The organism is Frankia sp. CcWB3, assembly GCF_977927595.1.
Genome location: NZ_CDWRCK010000071.1, coordinates 1 through 17,705, shown reverse-complemented (window position 1 = coordinate 17,705; position 17,705 = coordinate 1). Strand labels below are relative to the sequence as shown.

Sequence of the window (17,705 nt, the reverse complement as noted above, 5' to 3'; positions counted from 1 at the left end):
GGCCCTAGCCCCGCGCGGGTGAGTCGGGAGACGGACCGTCTTAGACCGAATCATCCGGGCACCGGGGGTGACCTCTCCGCGCCGGTTACGACGGCCGGCGATGGAGGCGGCGCCACCGGTGGTCGCCCCACGGGACGACCGTCAACCAGCACCGGTGCGCACCCGAGGCACCGGTCTCGCGCAGGAGGAGCCACCGAGCTGTGAGCCGCCGTCTGGGTGCCCGTTCCACGTCAGCCACACCCGCCGTCGGCGGGGCGTCCGCCGCCCCGGAGCCGGGCCACGACGCCGGTCGACAGTCCACCTTCAGGCGGCGTATGGCCTCCCGCCGGATCGGTGCCGCGATCCTGGCCTCGGTGGTCGGGTCCGCTGGCCTGGCAAGCTGCGCTTCCGGCAACGACGCGCTGACGAACCTCGCCCGGACCACGACCAACAGCGTCTCGAGCGCCGTCGGCAGCATCACGCTGCGCAACGTCTATGTAGCAGGCCCGCTGTCCCGGGGAGACTCCGCACAGATCGTCTCGGCGTTCTTCAACGCGGGCACCGAGCCTGACACCATCATCGGCGTGTCCTCCCCCCTCGCGGCGGGCGGCAAGGTACCGAGCCCCGCCGAGCTGCCACCCGGTTCCGGAAAGATCTTCATTGCCGACGGCTCCGCGCCGACCCTGCAGAACGTCCAGAAGAACCTGTTGATCGGGTCCCAGGTGCCCGTCACCATCACCTTCGCCAAGGCCGGCAGTATCATCCTGGACGTTCCGGTGGAGCAGCCCGCACCCGGCGCCTCGGCGGCGCCGGGTGCGGTTACCGGGACCCCGGGGGCAGGGCAGGAGCCCGCCTCGCCGTCGGCCGGCGCCACCACCGCGGGCTGACCCACCGCCTGCCGATCCGCCCAGCGGGATCCGGCCGAGTATCCCCATTCGCGGGTACCCGACGCCCGGGGACCCATTCCGCGCGCCGCTGTCACCGACATGTCGGACCAGCGGACTAACGTTGCGTCCATGGCATCCACTCGCCCGTCGGCCGGCGGTCGCCCGTCGAGCCGTGCGGCCTCAGGCGGGTTCCGGTGTAACAGCTGCGGCTCGGAGTCCGTGCGGTGGGCGGGACGATGCTCGCGCTGCCAGGAGTGGGGCACGCTGGAGGCGCAGGCCCCCGCCCCACGCCGCGGGGCCGGCCTGGTCGCGGGGGGTCGCTCCGCCTCGTCCGCCGCAGTGACGGCACCGGCTCTGCCGGTCATGTCCGTCGACGTGACCGCGACGAGGCGTCGCCCGACCGGGATAGACGAGCTCGACCGCGTGCTGGGCGGCGGCCTCGTTCCCGGCGCTGTGATCCTGCTCGCCGGGGAACCGGGGGTCGGCAAGTCCACCCTGTTGCTGGAGGTCGCGGCCCGCAGCGCCGCCGCCGGTGCCCGCGCGCTGGTCGTCACCGGGGAGGAGTCCGCGGCGCAGGTCAGGCTGCGGGCGGGTCGGACGGGTGCGCTGCACGAGGACCTGTGGATCGCCGCCGAGACGGACCTCGGCGCCGTCCTGCGTCACGTCGAGGAGGTCTCACCCGCCCTGCTGGTGGTCGATTCGGTGCAGACCATCTCCGCGGCCGGGGTAGACGGAGCCGCGGGCGGGGTCACCCAGGTCCGTGAGGTCACCGCGGCCCTGATCCGGACGGCCAAGGCGCTGGGACTCGTGACGGTGCTTGTCGGCCATGTCACGAAGGATGGTCTGGTCGCCGGACCGCGCCTCCTGGAACATCTGGTCGACGTGGTGCTGCATTTCGAGGGCGAGCGGCACTCCGCACTGCGCCTGGTCCGCGCGGGCAAGAATCGGTATGGACCGGCCGACGAGGTCGGCTGTTTCGAGATGGACGATTCCGGTATCCATGGCATCGCCGACCCGAGCGGGCTGTTCCTGTCCCGGTCCGGCGGCGCGGGGCTGGAGGCGGTGCCGGGAACCTGTGTCACCGTAACGGTCGAGGGCCGACGGCCACTCGTCGCCGAGGTTCAGGCTCTGGTGGCGGAGACCTCGGCGCAGATCCCCCGGCGCGCCGTGTCCGGGCTCGATCCGGCCCGGGTGGCGATGATTCTCGCCGTGGTCGAGCGCCGGGCGAAGGTGCGCTTCGGCCGGGCCGACGTGTACGCCGCGACCGTCGGCGGGGTTCGGTTGGCCGAGCCCGCAGCGGACCTCGCGACGGCCTTGGCGATCGTCAGCGCGGCCAGAGACCGTCCGTTGCCGGCCGATCTCGTCGCTGTCGGCGAGGTCGGCCTGGCCGGGGAGGTCCGCGCGGTGGGCTCGGTACGCCAACGGCTCGCCGCCGCGGCCCGGCTCGGCTTTCGCCGGGCGCTCGTTCCGGCGGACCCCGGCCCGGCTCCGGACGGCATGAAAGTCACCGAGGTACCCGACCTGATCGGCGCGATCGGCAAAATGCATGAAACGTAGAAAGTGTGTATTTTTCTAACCATATCGGTACTTCACGATGAGGCGGACCCCACCGGCTCCCGTCGCCCCGATAGCATCGCGACAGTGGTAAAGGGAGACGGTGGGGGAAGCCGAGGAGTTGAGGGAGCCTGATGGCAGGACCACCCGGAGACGACATCTTCCGGGCGACACTGGCCGCGGTCGCGCCCGGAACCCCCTTTCGCGACGGCCTGGAACGCATCCTGCGCGGGCACACCGGCGCACTGATCGTCCTCGGCCACGACAAGGTCGTCGAGGGTCTGTGCACCGGTGGCTTCGAGCTCGACGTGGAGTTCTCGGCAACCCGGCTGCGCGAGCTGGCCAAGATGGACGGCGCGATCGTGCTGTCGTCCGACCTGCAGCGCATCGTCCGCGCGGCGGTGCATCTGGTACCGGATCCAACGGTCCCGACAGAGGAGTCCGGCACGCGGCACCGGACCGCCGAGCGGGTCGCCAAGCAGGCCGAGTTCCCCGTCATCTCGGTCAGCCAGTCGATGCACATCATCGCGCTGTACGTCGCCGGGCGGCGGTACGTGCTGGACGGCTCGGCCGCCATCCTGTCCCGGGCGAACCAGGCCCTGGCCACCCTCGAGCCTTACAAGCTGCGGCTTGACGAGGTCGCGGGCACCCTGTCCGCACTGGAGATCGAGGACCTCGTCACGGTCCGCGACGCGATTTCGGTGAGCCAGCGGCTGGAGATGGTGCGCCGCATAGCCGACGAGATCGAAGGCTACGTCGTCGAGCTCGGCACCGACGGCCGGCTGCTGTCCCTGCAGCTCGAGGAGCTGATGGCCGGAGTCGAGACCGAGCGTGAACTCACCGTCCGCGACTATCTGCCGATCGGGTCGAAGGCGGGGACGGCCGCGCAGGTCCTGGGCGAGCTGTCCGCGATGTCTCCGACCAACCTGCTCGACCTCACCGTCCTCGCCAGGGTGATCGGATTCTCCGGCGGGGCGGACATCCTGGACCGGCAGATCAGTCCGCGCGGTTACCGCATGCTGGCGAAGGTGCCCCGGCTGCCACGGATGGTGGTCGACCGGCTCGTCGATCATTTCGGCACCCTGCAGAAACTGCTCGCCGCCGGGGTTGACGATCTGCAGGCCGTCGACGGCGTCGGGGAGACCCGCGCCCGAGCGGTCCGCGAGGGCCTCTCCCGGCTCGCCGAGTCGAGCATTCTCGAACGCTACGTGTAGTAACGCTGCGTACGGTAGTGCTAGGTGTAGTAGCCGAAGGCGACGGGAGGCCGCCTGCCGCCTCCGGCCGGCCTGGTCGCCTGGCACGATGGCGGGAATGACCAGCACAGCCGGAATCAGCAGCGCGCCCGGACCACTGGCCGATCTCGTCCTGGACTGGTTCGCCGTCTGTGGCCGGGACCTGCCGTGGCGCCGTCCCCTGACGAGCCCCTGGGCAATCATGGTCAGCGAGGTGATGCTGCAACAAACCCCGGTCAGCCGGGTGCTGCCAGTCTGGGAGGCCTGGCTGGACCGGTGGCCGACGCCCGCCGCGCTCGCCGCCGAGCCGGCCGGGGAGGCCGTCCGGGCGTGGGGCCGGTTAGGCTACCCCAGGCGCGCGCTGCGGCTGCACCAGGCGGCGACCGTCGTCGTCGAACGGCACGACGGCGAGATCCCCCGGCACCTCGACGATCTCCTCGCGCTGCCCGGCATCGGGACGTACACCGCGCGGGCGGTTGCCGCCTTCGCCTTCCGCCAGCGCCATCCGGTCGTCGACGTCAACGTGCGCCGGCTGTTCGCCCGGGCCGTCGAGGGAAGAGCCGACCCGCCGGCCACGGTCAGCCGCCGCGACCTGGTCGAGATCGCGGAGCTGTTGCCGCCGGACGCCGAGACGGCCGCCCGGGCCAGCGCCGCGTTCATGGAGCTCGGCGCGCTGGTCTGCGTTGCCCGGATGCCTCGCTGCGCCGCCTGCCCCCTGCTGGGACGGTGTGCGTGGGTGTCCGCGGGCAGCCCGCCGAGCGCGGGGCCCGCGCGCCGGCCCCAGGGGTACGCCGGCACCGACCGCCAGGTCCGCGGCCGGCTGCTCGCCGTCCTGCGTGACGCCAGTCCGGAGGTGGGTCAGGAGATCCTCGACCAGGTCTGGGACGATCCGGTGCAGCGGACCCGCGCCCTCGCCGGACTGATCGACGATGGCCTCGTGGTACGGGTGGCGCCGGGCGTCTACGCGCTGCCCGGCTGACGTCCCTGCGGAAGGGCTCAACCCGGATCGGCAACGGCGCGGAAGCGGTAGCCGACCCCGCGGATGCTCTCGATGACCGTCGGTTGGCCGGCCGTCTCGCCCAGCCGCCGCCGCAGCCGCCGCACGTGCACGGCAAGCGTGTTCGTCTCCGTCTGCGCCGAACCCCAGACCTCTCGCAGCAGCGTCTCGCGCGTGACGACCCGGCCCGTCTGTTCCAGGAGCAGCGCGAGCAGCCGGAACTCCCGCGGCGGGACCGGGACCACGGCCCCGTCGAGACGGACCTCGTGCGCCGCGCGGTCCAGCAGCACCCGTCCGCCGCGCAGCACCTCCGGCTCGTGCATCCGGGGCGGATACGTTCCGGCCCGTCCGGTTCCGATGAACCCCACCATCGCGAGGACCTCGGGAACCCGGTACGGCTTGCCCACGCAGGCGCTGGCCCCCGCGTCGAGTCCGGCGGCAGCTCTCGGCCGGTCATCGGGGCCGACCGCGAGGAGAATCGGCACGTCGTCGTGACCGGGCACGCTACGCACCGTCCGCACGACGGTCACCCCGTCCACCACGGGCAGCCGGGCACTGATCAGCAGCGCGGCCGGATGCCGCAGACCGATCTCCAGCAGGGCCAGCGCCCCGTCCGCCACCACACTGACCTCGACACCGTTCGCGACGAAGGCGTCGAGCATGCCGTCGTCGACGTCCTCGTCCGCGATCAACAGCGCCGGGCAGCCCCCCGGCCCGGTGCCCGTCGTCCGTCTCCGCGTCCCACCGAACGGGCCGCGGTACCGACGCCCGTCGGCTGCCGGGTCTACTGCCACGACCGCCAGGCCTGCCGGAACGGCCGGGTCCTCGCCTGTCGAGCCACGGTCTTGCCCCCCGGTTGACCGGCCCCACGCGGTACCGGGAGCATCCGCGCGTCCTGTCCGCCAATCTCCCCGTCCGTCAGCCGAACCGTCCGGAGATGTAGTCCTCGGTCCGCTTTTCCTTGGGGTTGCTGAAGATCTGCGAGGTCTTGTCGTACTCGACGAGGCGGCCGGGGTCGCCGGTCTTCTCCAGCGAAAAGAAGGCGGTCGAGTCGCTGACCCGCGACGCCTGCTGCATGTTGTGGGTGACGATGACGATGGTGAAGCTCGACTTCAACTTCGCGATCAGATCCTCGATCGCAAGAGTGGAGATCGGGTCGAGCGCGGAGCACGGCTCGTCCATCAGCAGGACCTGCGGCTCCACCGCGATCGCCCGGGCGATGCAGAGCCGCTGCTGCTGCCCACCGGACAGACCCGCGCCCGGCCGGCCCAGCCGGTCCTTGACCTCCTCCCAGAGGTTCGCGCCCCGCAGTGACTCCTCGGCCCGCTCGTCGAGGAGCGCCTTCTTGCGGATCCCGTTCAGCTTGAGCCCGGCGATGACGTTCTCGTAGACGGACATGGTCGGGAACGGGTTCGGTCGCTGGAAGACCATCCCGACGGTGCGGCGGACGGCCACCGGGTCCGTCCCGGGCCCGTACAGATCCTCACCGTCGAGGAGCACCTGCCCCTCGACCCGGGCCCCCGGAAGCACCTCGTGCATCCGGTTGAGCGTGCGCAGCACCGTCGACTTCCCGCATCCGGACGGCCCGATGAATGCGGTGACGTTCTTCGGCTCGATGGTCAGGTTCACGTCGGCTACGGCTTTGAACTTCCCGTAGTACGCCGTCAGCCCGGAAACGTCGATGCGGGTGGCCATGGCTACCTCGACTCACGATCTGCCTGGATGCTGTTTCAGAGGGTCGGATCAGATGGGATGGGACTAAATGGGATGAGATAGGGCATGATCTGTGCCGCGCTGTCATCCCGGGTCAGGGTCATCACAGCCGCGAGCGTCTGGCGACCAGACGAGCGATGAAGTTGAGCAGCAGCATGATGATGATGAGTACCAGGGCGGCGGCCCAGGCCCGGTCCACCGCCGACTGCTGCGGCTGGCCGGCCTGCGAGTAGATGTACAGCGGCAGTGCGGACTGCTCCCCGGAGAACGGGTTGGCGTTGATGAGGTTCGTACCGAAGACGGTCAGCAGCAGCGGCGCGGTCTCGCCGGCAACGCGGGCGACCGCGAGCATGACGCCGGTCACGATCCCGGGCAACGCGGTGGGGACGACCACCTTGAGGATGGTCCGCCAACGCGCCACCCCGAGGGCGTAGCTGGCCTTCCGCAGCTCGTCCGGAACGAGCTTCAGCATTTCCTCGGCGGAGCGCACCACGATCGGAATCATGAGCACCGTGAGGGCCAGGGCACCCGCGAATCCGGAGAAGCCCTGGTGGAAGGCGAGGATCCAGAACGCCAGGATGAACAGACCCGCGATGATCGAGGGAAGACCGGTGAGCACGTCGACGAAGAAGCTGATTACCCGGCTGACCCGGCCGCGGCCATATTCCACCAGGTAGATGGCCACCAGCAGACCGAACGGCACGGCCAGCAGGCTCGCCAACGCGACCTGCTCCACCGTGCCGATGATCGCGTGGTAGATGCCACCACCGACGTCACGGGCGCCGATGCCGTTCATCGAGTGAGTGAAGAACTCGGGGCGCAGCCGCCTCGCACCTTTCTCGATCACATTCACGAGCACCGCGAGCAGGGGGATGACCGCGAGCAGGAAGGCGGCGTAGACCAGGTTCGTCGCGAACCGGTCCCGGGCCCGGCGGCCGCCCTCGACCAGCGTCGAGGCCACGGTCATCGCGAGGATGAAGAAGACGGCAACCAGCAGGGGGAACTGGATCCTGCTGGAGATCGAGGTCACCAGGTAGATCAGGGCCGTCAGGACGACGGCACCGGCGACGGCAGCGAGCGGTACCCAGCGGGGCAGGACCCGGCCCCGCAGCTGCAGCCGGTCCTCACCGCCCTCGACGGCGGGGCCGGGAACGGTCGCGGTGTTCATGCGGCACTCCCCGAGAACTCACGCCGCCGCGCGATGATGGCGCGAGCGATGATGTTGACCAGCATGGTGACGATGAAGAGCACGAGACCGGACGCGATAAGCGCACCGCGGCCGATGTCGTTGGCCTCGCCCCATCCGTTCGCCACGTTCGCGGCGATGGTGTTACCGGCCGGCGCGAGGATCTGCCAGGAGATGTTGAACGACGCCGGCAGGACCAGGGCGACCGCGATGGTCTCGCCCATCGCCCGCCCGAGGCCCAGCATCGAGGCACTGATGACGCCCGGCTTGCCGTAGGGCAGGACGGCGGTTCTGATCATCTCCCAGCAGGTCGCGCCCAGCGCCATCGCCGCCTCCCGATGCGCAATAGGCACCTGCAGGAACACCTCGCGGGACAACGCGGCGACGATCGGCAGAATCATGATCGCGAGGACGACACTCGCAACGAAGATCGACCGGCCGACCCCGCGATCGGTCTCGAACAGCGGGATCCACCCGAAGTAGTCGGTCAGCCAGCTCTGGATGCCCTTCATGTGCGGCGCGAGCACGAGCAGTCCCCACAGGCCGTAGACGACGCTCGGCACGGCCGCCAGCAGATCGACGATGTAGCCGAGGGCGGAGGCCATCCGGCGAGGTGCGTACACCGTAATGAACAGGGCGATGCCCACCGCGACCGGAACGGCGATGATCATTGCGATGGCAGCAGTGATCATCGTGCCGAACAGCAGTGCGGCGATACCGAAAACCGGCGGCGTGGCGTTGGGGAACCACTCCTCCGTGGTGAAGAAGTTCCCGGTATTGGCGTCGAGGGCATTGGTGGCGCGCAGTACCAGGAAGGCCGCGATCGCGGCGATCAGTACCAGCAGCCCGACCCCGGCCGTGCGGGTGGCATTCTTGAAGATCAGGTCAGCGACGCCGACCTTGGCCTTGCCTGTCGAGGTGTCCGCCAGCCCGCCGGCCGGCCGATCACCTCCCGATGGGGCGGCCGTCGCCGAAGCGGCCCCCCGAGACTCGGCGTCCGCCGAGCTGTCCGGCTCCGTCGTCATGGTCCCTCTTCCCCTGGTGCTCCGAACTCGACTTCCGCTCGTGAATGCCCTGGCCGTCACCGTCTTGGCTGGTCTGGTGCTGTTGGTCTGTTCTAGTGCGCTGTTCTGGTCTGCCGTTCTGGCCCGGATGCTCTCGCCGTCGTCAACGAACAACGGACCCGCGGTGGGGCTGTTCACCCCACCGCGGGCACCGGATAGTCCGATCGGAGCTGCGTCAGATCGACGTCAGGACAGCTTGTCGACCACCGTGCGGACCCGGGTCGCTACCGAGTCCGGCAGCGGCGCGTAACCAAGGTCGGCGATCGAGGACTGGCCCGCGTCCGACGCGGTGTAGGTCAGGAAGGACTTGACCAGCTTGGCCTGGTCGGCCGGGAGACCAGCGGTGCAGGCGATCTCGTAGGTGACCAGGTAGATCGGGTACGCCCCCTTGGTCGCCGCGGCGTAGTCGAAGGTGAGCTTCAGGTCGTCACCGCTGGCGATCTTCGCGGTGCTCAGGCCGAGGGAGGCACCATCCGTGCTCGCCTTGACGTACTCGCCGGCACCGTTCTTGACCGCGACCGTGGACAGCCCGGCGTTCTCCGCATAGGAGAGCTCCACATAACCGATCGAGTTCTCGGTGGACTTCACGGTCGCAGTCACCCCCTCGCTGCCCTTGGCACCCTGGCCGCCCGGGGCCTTCCAGTCCGAGCCGGAGTCGAAGGTCCAGGCGGCGCCGGCCGCGCCCTTCAGGAACTTGGTGAAGTTGTCGGTGGTACCGGAACCGTCGGACCGGTGCACCGAGGCGATCGGCGCGTCAGGCAGAGTAACCCCACTGTTCTCCGCCGTGATCGCCGGGTCGTTCCACTTGGTGATGGCACCGGAGAAGATCTTCGCTATCGTCGGGGCGGACAGCTGGAGCTTGTCGACACCCGAAAGGTGGTACACAAGCGCGACCGGGCCGACCACCATCGGCAGGTCGACAGCCGTACCGGGGGTACAGCGATTGTCCGCGTCGGCCTTCTGCTGGTCCTTCAGCGCCGAGTCGGAACCGGCGAAGGAAATCTGCTTGGCGATGAACTGCTGCCGACCGGTCGAGGACCCCGTCGACTGGTAGTTGATCGTTGCGCCGTCGCAGGCGTTCTGGTACGCCTTGACCCATTCGTCCATCGCGTTCTTCTGCGCGGAGGAACCCGATCCGGTGATGGAACCCTTCTCGCAGGCGATCGCGCTCGCCCCGTTCGACGGCTTCGCCCCGGTGTCGCCGGAGTCACTGTTGTCGTCGGTGCCACACGCCGCCACAGTGAGCAGTGCCACCATTGCAGCCCCGACGGCGGCCTGACGCTTGCCTCGGTTCACGAGCAGCCCTTCGTTCTTGCGCGCTACGGCGCCGAATCGTCCGCCCCCTGGACTGGGGCGCCGACAAGAATCGAAGCCATCTCGAATGAACGCAAGGTGAACGTCCGCGAACGCGGACCTATCACCAGCCGGAACACATCCATGTCACTGGATTCGTGGTTGATTAGCCAGCCCGCGGCCAATCCGATCACAACCGTGCGTGTCGAATGATCGACAAATAGTCACTCTCACTCGTCACCCCAAACATCACGCCACACCCGGAGCGCCGTGGACGAGTGACTCTCGGCCACGGACAGGAGCGTGACGAGAACGGACGGAAGTGGACGAGAACGGACGGAAGCCTGGAGAGAACGGACAGGAACAGGCGAGAGCTTGACAGGAAGATCGCCGAGCTGCCGGAACTGGATCATTCACGGTCATCGAGCGGCACCATCGCTGCCAACCTTCCGACGCGGCAAGCACCGAAAGTTCACCGACGCGTGTCATGTCCGACCCGGGGCGCCGCGCCCTGCGACGCAGTGGGACGGAGCCGGCGAAGCGGCCAACCCGCGCGCCGCGCTACGCAGCTGATCGGGATCTTCGTCCTCTGTTACCAGACGTCCGCTCTGAGCACAGATCGCCGGTAGCCAACCCCGCGTTCTCATGCTTTGCTGTAAAGCAACATCGATGTGGCTGACAGCATCAACGGCGTATCCGAAGAGCAGCACGACCCGTCCGTTCCATCCGACCAGCGCATCCGCCTGCGCCGGCCCGCCCACCGGGAGCCGTCCCGCCCGGCGATGAAGCGCGCCACGACCAGCCACCGCCGCGTGGCGGGACGACGATGTCCCGTCACGCGGCGGATCGGCGGGGTCCGGCAAGCGGCAGACCGCATGGCGCAGAGCCCGCGGGTACCGCCGCGCCCGGTCGGCCGGACGACCCGGGGCCGGCGCTGCGCACCCCCGTGCCGGCGGCACCAACCAGACGCGGCACGACACGCGACACGACAACGGAGGACGACCAGAACATGAACACCGTCGACAGCGACGATCTCCTGCCGGAACCCCGTCCGGTCATCGGGGGACGGCCACGGTCACTGGCCGAGGTGGTCACCGTCAACGACGGCTTACTCGTCCAACACGAGCTGCTCCTCGCCCCGGGAGCCACCGCCGCCGACCTGACCACCGCGATGATCATCGTTCCCCCCACGGCCGCGCTGGTCAGCCATCACGGCGACGTGGACGTCTCACTGGTATTCCAGGAGGTTTCGCGGGATTCTCGGCGCGGGGTCGACGGGCAGCCGGTCGGACGCGGCGGCGATCCGGGCCGGACCTGGACCGTCCCCTCAGCGACCGTCCACTCTGGCGACGGGCCGTCAGCCGAGACGACCGCGACCGGCGCGAGGCGCCTTCCGAGCGGCATCCGGGGGCGCCCGCCGGGGCGGGGACACAACAGGTGCCGGTCCCCGGGGCCACGAGCCGTGGTCGAGGCAATATCGTGGCGGGGTGGCTGTACTCACCTCCCGCTCGACCGACTTTCCGCGCTGGTATCAGGACGTGCTCGCCAAGGCCGAGCTGGCCGACAACGGCCCCGTCCGCGGGACGATGGTCATCCGACCGTACGGCTACGCGATCTGGGAACGCATGCAGGCCGAGGTGGACTCCCGGATCAAGGCCGCCGGGGCCGTCAATGCCTACTTCCCCCTGTTCATCCCCGAGAGCTACCTGCGCCGGGAGGCCGAGCACGTCGAGGGCTTCAGCCCGGAGCTGGCGGTGGTCACCATCGGTGGCGGCAAGGAGCTGGAGGAGCCCGTAGTCGTCCGGCCCACCAGCGAGACCGTGATCGGCGAATACCTGGCCAAGTGGACCCAGAGCTACCGTGACCTGCCGCTGCTGCTCAACCAGTGGGCGAACGTGGTCCGGTGGGAGCTGCGTCCCCGGCTGTTCCTGCGCAGCAGCGAGTTCCTCTGGCAGGAGGGCCACACCGCGCACGCCGACGAGGCCGATGCCGCGGCCTACGCCCGTCGGATCGCGCTCGAGGTCTACCGCGACTTCATGACGCAGGTGCTGGCGGTCCCGGTGTTCGTCGGAGTGAAGACGCGCCGGGAACGGTTCGCCGGCGCGACCAACACGATGACCTGCGAGGGCATGATGGGCGACGGCAAGGCCCTGCAGATGGCGACCAGTCACGAGCTCGGCCAGAACTTCGCCCGCGCCTTCACCATCGACTTCCTCGGCGCCGACGGAGCCCGGCACCTGGCGTGGACGACGTCGTGGGGCTGCTCGACCCGGATGGTCGGCGGGCTGATCATGGCGCATGGCGACGACAACGGCCTGCGTGTCCCGCCCCGGTTGGCGCCGACGCAGGTCGTGGTCCTGCCGGTGCGCGACGACGAGACCGTCGTCACGAAGGCCCGCCAGATCGCCGCCGCGCTGACCGACGCCGGTCTTCGGGTGCAGGTCGACGCCCGTCCCGGGCTGTCCTTCGGCCGGCGGGTCACCGACGCGGAGATCAAGGGCATCCCGGTACGGGTCGAGGTGGGTCCGCGGGACCTGGCCGCGGGCAACGTCACCCTGGTGCGCCGGGACACCTCCGAGAAAGTGCCGGTGCCGCTGGCCGAGGCCGCCGCGCGGGTGCCGGTGCTGCTGGACGAGGTGCAGGCCGACCTGTACGCCGAGGCGCTGGCCCTACGCGAGAGCCGGACGACGGACGTCGCTACCGTTGCCGAGGCCGCCCGGGCCGCCCAGGCCGGCTTCGCCCGGATCCCCTGGCGCCTTGTCGGCGAGGAGGGCGAGGCCGAGCTCGCCGAGGAATCGCTCACCGTGCGGTGCCTCCAGACACCGGACGGCGGGATCCCCGAGGCCGGCAGCGACGCCGACGACCTCGTCTGCCTGATCGCCCGCTCCTACTGACGTCCAAGATCCCTGGCGTGGTGGCCGTCCGGAACAGAGACGATCAGCCGCGCAGGCGGACGGGGACCTGTCGGCGGCGACCGTGGAAACCTAGGTCAGTCGTATCTTCACGAACGTATCTTCACGAAGCTTGAATTATGGGACCGGGTTAGGAGTCGTCGTCTTCGTCCACGAAACGGGCGTAATGCGTCCCGCGGTGAGTCCGCCGCCGTGCAGACAAACCGCGCCCGTCCTTCGAGAAGCGGATTCGATCTCCCTCGACCTGCCCCTCGGGGGCAGATCGGGACCGACGTCGAGATCGATTGTGTGGCCGGCGCCTCGGGATCAGGCCGTCGATTTTGGGATCAGGCCGTCGATTCGGCGGGGCTGGCCAGCACCTCGTTCCCGAACTCTTCGGACTTCTCCGGCGAAGAGGAGATGACCGTCCCCCGGTGCTCACCACGGCAGATCGCCGTCATCGCGCCCCGCTGCTCGATATCGAAGATATGCAGCGGCATATCGAAGTCACGGGCCAAGATGAAGGCCGACTGATCCATCACCCGGAGCCCGCGGCTGATCACCTCGTCATAACTGAGGTGCGAGAAGAGCCTGGCCCCTGGATTGATCTTCGGATCGCTGTCGTAGACGCCGTCCACGCCGTCCTTGGCGGCCAGCACCGCGTCGGCATTGAGCTCCAGCGCCCGCTGCACCGCCGGGTAGTCGGTAGTGAGGAAGGGCTGGCCGTTGCCGCAGGCGAGGATGACCGTCGCCCCCTTCTCCAGCAGGTGCACCGCTCGCAGCCGGATGTAGGGCTCGGCCACCGCCGGAACGGGAACCGCCGTCATCACCCGCAGGTTGTCCTCACCCAGCGCGGTGAGCTTCCCCCGGAGCAACAGACTGTTGATGACCGTACTCAACATGCCGATATTGTCGGCTTCGACCCGGTCAATACCCCACCGGCCCGACTGGTTACCACGGAAGAGGTTCCCACCGCCGACGACGATCGCCACCTCCACGCCGGACTGGCGGACGGCGATGATTTCTCGGGCGAGGTGCTCCAGCGCGTTGGAATCGAAGCCGAATTCGGCGGAACCGGCGATCGCGCGACCGCTCAGTTTGACGACCACTCGGCGGTATCTCGTCACTGTCTCCCGCTTCCCCTTTTCCATGGTGCGATCTTAACGTAGGCGGGCCAATGATCGATCATGAGCCTATGACCCCTCCGGTACACGGTAGAGCACCCGGCTCCCGGGCACGTCGCACGACGGGCGCGTCCGGGAGATCCGCCGACGGCGGACCGTACCCGCAGCACCTTTCGCCGGCGGCCCACCGACGACCGCCGTCGTGATCAACCGCCATTAGGCTCCGGGGGCGGCCGGAGGTCGGGTCCGGCAGTGCGTGGACGCCGGCGGTGGGGACGAGACGGCGGCGATGGATCAGTATCCCGCGCCCGGCCGGCACCACCAAGATCACCCAAGGACTACGTCACCACTCCCGCCGACCCGAACAACCGCTCCACGCGATCACGAATCTGGATTACCGACAGACGACTTCGCCGGAGCCCGGCAGGAGAATACTGGATATGCTCGAAGCGAGGCCACCGACGGTGAGCGGCGCGACGGATCCGATACCGCAGAGGAGAACTGTTGCGATGTTCTTACCCGGAAGGCCGTCGTTATTACGGTCGACTGCACTGATCCCTATCCTGAGTGGCCTGATCGGACTGGTTGCGTCCACCGTCTGGGGGGGGGGATTTCGGCGAATGCAAGCCGCGCAACGCGGCAGGGCAGCAATCGGCCGAAGACGGCAGGCCGATCGGTGCCCTGCCGGCGCCTAGCTGCCGGCTCAGTGCTCGCGGCCGAGGAGGATGTGCGGGTAAGGGAGAGCGGCCGTGGGGTGGACGGGTAATCGGGTAGGACGCTCAGAAGCGGCCGATCCCCCCCTGGGCGGCAGGAACCCCGCCTCCCTGCCGGGGAGACGGGGTGCGACGCGTCATCTGGTCGGGGTGGCGGGATTCGAACCCACGACCTCTTCGTCCCGAACGAAGCGCGCTACCAAGCTGCGCCACACCCCGTGACCGAGATGAAGCATACCCGACGGGCTCAGTGGTCCGACGGGGTGGGGTCGCCGGCCGGCACCCCGGCCGGCACCAGGGTGAGCAGGGTCGCCTCCGGCCGGCAGCCGAGGCGCAGCGGCGCGAACGGGGACGTGCCCAGCCCGGGCGACACGTGCAGCCAGGACGACCGCCCGTCGACCTCGTGACGGGACAGTCCGCGAACCCGAGCCCGGTCCAGCCCGCAGTTGGTCACGAGCGCCCCGACTCGGGGCAGCCGGATCTGGCCCCCGTGCGTGTGCCCCGAAAGGGTGAGCCCCACCCCGTCCGCCGTGAACGCGTCGAGGACCCGCGGTTCCGGTGTGTGGGACAGTCCCAACGCGAGCTCGACGCCGGGCTCCGGGGGGCCGGTCACGACCGCGAGCCGGTCGCGGCGCAGCCGGGCGTCGTCCACGCCACGCAGGTCGATCCGGCGACCGTCGACCTCGATGACCGCCCGCACGTTGGTCAGCTCGGTCCACCCGCTGGCGGCGGCGAGACCACCGGCGAAGGCCGCCCAGTTCAGCGGAGCGCCCTTGGGCTCGGCCTCGTCGCCCCGCCGGAGGTAGCGGTGCGGGCTCTTCAGGGCCGGGACGAAGTAGTCGTTGTTCCCCGCGGTACGAAGACCCCGGGGAACGAGTAGAGCGGCTCCAGCGCGGCGAGCAGGGGATCCCGGGCGTCGGCCGCGGACAGCACGTCACCAGTCAGGGCGACCAGGTCGGGGACGAGCCGGGCCAAGTCCCCCAACCAGGCGAGCTTGCCGTGCTGACGGGGGGCGACGTGCAGGTCGGAGATGTGCAGCACGCGCAGGGGGCGCGCGCCGGCCGGCAGCACCGGGATCCGCACCCTCCGCAGGGTGTACGCCGTGCGCTCGTACAACCCGCCGTAGGCCGACACGAGCGCCCCCGCGGCCGCGACACCCACGAGAGTCCTCGCCGCTGTGTGACGCGCGTTCATCGTCCCAGTCTCACCCACCGCGGACGGTGACCTGCCGCCACCCGGCCCGGTTCCGCGCGCCACCGCGCCGCACGCCACCGGGCGCCCCGCCGACGGAACCGGCGTGACCACCGTGCCCGCAGACCATAGGCTCCGGTGGTTATGAGCACCCTCAAGGAACGTCTGCGCGCCGATCTGACCGTCGCGATGAAGTCCCGTGACGAGCTGCGGACGTCCACCCTGCGGCTGGCCCTGGCCGCGGTGAAGGATGCGGAGGTGGCCGGCAGCTCCGCGCGGGTCCTCGACGACACGGAGGTTTCGAAGGTCCTGACCCGCGAGGTGAAGAAGCGCCGGGAGGCGGCCGACGCCTACACCGCGGCCGGTCGCGGCGACCAGGCGGACCGCGAGCGGGCCGAGGGCGAGGTGATCGAGGAATATCTGCCGAAGCAGCTCGGCGACGACGAACTGGCCACGATCATCGACCAGGTACTCGCGGGTCTGGATGTCAGCGGTCCACGAGCGATCGGTCCCGCCATGAAGCCCGTGCAGGCCGCGGTCGCCGGCCGGGCCGACGGCGGCCGGGTCGCCGCACTCGTGAAGGCCCGGTTGGCGGGCGGCTGAGCGAGCCGCGCGGCCCGCGTGAGCCGGTCAGCGCAGCCGGCTCTCGCCCTGGCCCCGGCCACCCCTGCGTCCTCCCGGGCCAACGGCCCCGAGCCGCCTGAAGCGTTCAGCTGCCGACGCAGGTCCGTGCCCGGCTGGCCGCCCCCGGCCGGTCGGCCGTCATTCGGCTGGGCGAGCGTTCCGAAGCCGGGTAGCGCCGATCCACCCGGCAGGACGGCCGTGCCGGTCAGCCCCCCGGAGATCTGCAGGGTGACCTCGGTGTTGAGCGAGACCTCACTGCCTGGGGCGGGCGACATCGCCACGACGGTGCCGGGAGGCGCCGGATGCGGGACCGGCTGCGACCTGACATGGAAGCCCAGCTGGACGAGCGTCTGCTCGGCGACCTGCTGCGGCTGCCCGACCACGTCCGGCAGTACCTTCGTCGGCACCTTGGGCTGGGTGTTGTCCGGGGTCGGCAGCGGTTCGACCGGTAGCCCGAGGCCGGCGATCGTCCGGATCATCGTGCGGGACCACACCTGGGCGGGATATCCGCCACCGAAGACGTTGCGACCCTTCACATTGATCAGGGGATGCGACGTCGGTCCGCGCGGGTCCGCGAGGGTCACGGCCGCGGCGAGCTGGGGGATGTAACCCGCGAAGGAGGCGGTGCTGAACCCCTCCGCGGTGCCGGTCTTGCCGGCGGCCGGCCGGCCGATCTGCCCGTTCCCGCTGGCCGTCCCGTGGTTGATGACCCCCTGCAGCACGGCGCTGACCTTGTCCGCAATCTTCGGGTCGAGCACCTGCTGGCAGGGAGCGCCGGTGTCGAAGGGAAGCGGCCGGTCCGTCCCGCCCACCCGCTGGGTGATCGCGAGCACGGTCCGCGCGTCGCACTTCCTGCCCCGCGCGGCCAACGTCGCGTAGGCGGTCGCCAGATCGAGGGTGCTGATCTCGTTGGATCCGAGGGTGGAGGAGCCGTCAACCCGGCCGATCCCGTCCACCCCCCTGCATTCGGGATCGTTGTTGTTGTGCTGCCGGATCCGGCACGAGGTGACGCCCATGCGACGGGCCACCTCGGCCGTCTTCAGCACGCCCAGCTTCTCGGCGAGCTGGATGTAGTAGGTGTTGACCGATGACCAGGTGGCGGTCGTCAACGAGTAGAAACCGTCCTCGCTGGAGTCGGCGTTGCCGTAGCAGTTCTTGCCCTGGGGATCCGGGTTCGGGAAGACGTTCGAGTGGTAGCAGAGGGGGGCGTGCAGCGTCGTGGAAAGCGGTAGTCCCGATTCGAGCGCGGAGATCAGA

12 protein-coding genes, 1 tRNA gene and 3 pseudogenes are annotated in these 17,705 nt (G+C 69.7%); 7 read left to right on the top strand and 9 right to left on the bottom strand.

The annotated features are described in order from the left end of the window. The first annotated feature begins 314 nt into the window (after positions 1-314). The 4 genes from ACY5KJ_RS08010 (at position 315) to ACY5KJ_RS07995 (ending at position 4,631) form a co-directional block, all read left to right on the top strand. A complete protein-coding gene (locus tag ACY5KJ_RS08010; RefSeq protein WP_462203089.1) occupies positions 315-866 on the top strand; it encodes a copper chaperone PCu(A)C in 552 nt (183 codons plus the stop codon). A 99-nt stretch (positions 867-965) separates the two neighbouring features. Then, positions 966-2,423 (top strand): DNA repair protein RadA, encoded by a 1,458-nt coding sequence (radA, locus tag ACY5KJ_RS08005; RefSeq protein WP_462185932.1) that lies wholly within the window; start codon positions 966-968, stop codon positions 2,421-2,423. A 131-nt stretch (positions 2,424-2,554) separates the two neighbouring features. Further along, positions 2,555-3,634 carry a DNA integrity scanning diadenylate cyclase DisA gene (gene disA, locus ACY5KJ_RS08000; protein ID WP_462203088.1) on the top strand — a complete coding sequence of 360 codons (1,080 nt, stop codon included), beginning with the start codon at positions 2,555-2,557 and terminating at the stop codon, positions 3,632-3,634. 97 nt (positions 3,635-3,731) lie between these two features. Then, entirely contained in the window at positions 3,732-4,631 is a 900-nt protein-coding gene (locus ACY5KJ_RS07995; protein ID WP_462185930.1) for an HhH-GPD family protein, read from the top strand. 17 nt (positions 4,632-4,648) lie between these two features. Here the strand turns inward: ACY5KJ_RS07995 and ACY5KJ_RS07990 are convergent, their stop codons facing one another. The 5 genes from ACY5KJ_RS07990 to pstS all read right to left on the bottom strand — a co-directional run bounded on the left by ACY5KJ_RS07990 (position 4,649) and on the right by pstS (position 9,908). Continuing rightward, on the bottom strand, positions 4,649-5,443 hold the full coding sequence (locus ACY5KJ_RS07990; protein ID WP_462185929.1) for a response regulator transcription factor: 795 nt from the start codon (positions 5,441-5,443) through the stop codon (positions 4,649-4,651). A gap of 124 nt (positions 5,444-5,567) precedes the next feature. Next, entirely contained in the window at positions 5,568-6,344 is a 777-nt protein-coding gene (gene pstB, locus ACY5KJ_RS07985) for a phosphate ABC transporter ATP-binding protein PstB (protein WP_462185928.1), read from the bottom strand. Positions 6,345-6,465: 121 nt separating this feature from the next. Beyond that, positions 6,466-7,530 carry a phosphate ABC transporter permease PstA gene (gene pstA / locus ACY5KJ_RS07980; RefSeq protein WP_462185927.1) on the bottom strand — a complete coding sequence of 355 codons (1,065 nt, stop codon included), beginning with the start codon at positions 7,528-7,530 and terminating at the stop codon, positions 6,466-6,468. After that, the gene (pstC, locus tag ACY5KJ_RS07975; RefSeq protein ID WP_462185926.1) at positions 7,527-8,573 is read right to left on the bottom strand and encodes a phosphate ABC transporter permease subunit PstC; all 1,047 of its coding nucleotides are present in this window, start codon (positions 8,571-8,573) and stop codon (positions 7,527-7,529) included. Before pstC ends, pstA begins: the two co-directional genes overlap by 4 nt. Before the next feature lie 225 nt (positions 8,574-8,798). Next, positions 8,799-9,908 carry a phosphate ABC transporter substrate-binding protein PstS gene (gene pstS / locus ACY5KJ_RS07970; RefSeq protein WP_462185925.1) on the bottom strand — a complete coding sequence of 370 codons (1,110 nt, stop codon included), beginning with the start codon at positions 9,906-9,908 and terminating at the stop codon, positions 8,799-8,801. An 823-nt stretch (positions 9,909-10,731) separates the two neighbouring features. Between pstS and ACY5KJ_RS07965 the strand changes: the two are divergent. Together ACY5KJ_RS07965 and proS are read left to right on the top strand one after the other, a co-directional pair. After that, positions 10,732-11,133 (top strand): annotated as a pseudogene (locus ACY5KJ_RS07965) (hypothetical protein); the annotation flags it as partial. Between the two features lie 259 nt (positions 11,134-11,392). Then, positions 11,393-12,799, top strand: a complete 1,407-nt coding sequence (gene proS / locus ACY5KJ_RS07960) for a proline--tRNA ligase (protein ID WP_462185924.1) — start codon at positions 11,393-11,395, stop codon at positions 12,797-12,799. A 344-nt stretch (positions 12,800-13,143) separates the two neighbouring features. Here the strand turns inward: proS and pyrH are convergent, their stop codons facing one another. From pyrH to ACY5KJ_RS07945, 3 genes and pseudogenes are all read right to left on the bottom strand, one after another. After that, on the bottom strand, positions 13,144-13,947 hold the full coding sequence (gene pyrH / locus ACY5KJ_RS07955) for a UMP kinase (protein WP_462203087.1): 804 nt from the start codon (positions 13,945-13,947) through the stop codon (positions 13,144-13,146). 828 nt (positions 13,948-14,775) lie between these two features. Then, a tRNA-Pro gene (locus ACY5KJ_RS07950) sits at positions 14,776-14,852 on the bottom strand. Positions 14,853-14,880: 28 nt separating this feature from the next. Beyond that, a pseudogene (locus tag ACY5KJ_RS07945) lies at positions 14,881-15,827 on the bottom strand (metallophosphoesterase). 141 nt (positions 15,828-15,968) lie between these two features. Between ACY5KJ_RS07945 and ACY5KJ_RS07940 the strand changes: the two are divergent. Beyond that, positions 15,969-16,427 (top strand): GatB/YqeY domain-containing protein, encoded by a 459-nt coding sequence (locus ACY5KJ_RS07940; RefSeq protein ID WP_462185937.1) that lies wholly within the window; start codon positions 15,969-15,971, stop codon positions 16,425-16,427. A gap of 83 nt (positions 16,428-16,510) precedes the next feature. Here the strand turns inward: ACY5KJ_RS07940 and ACY5KJ_RS07935 are convergent. After that, positions 16,511-17,705: pseudogene (locus tag ACY5KJ_RS07935) on the bottom strand (penicillin-binding transpeptidase domain-containing protein); the annotation flags it as partial.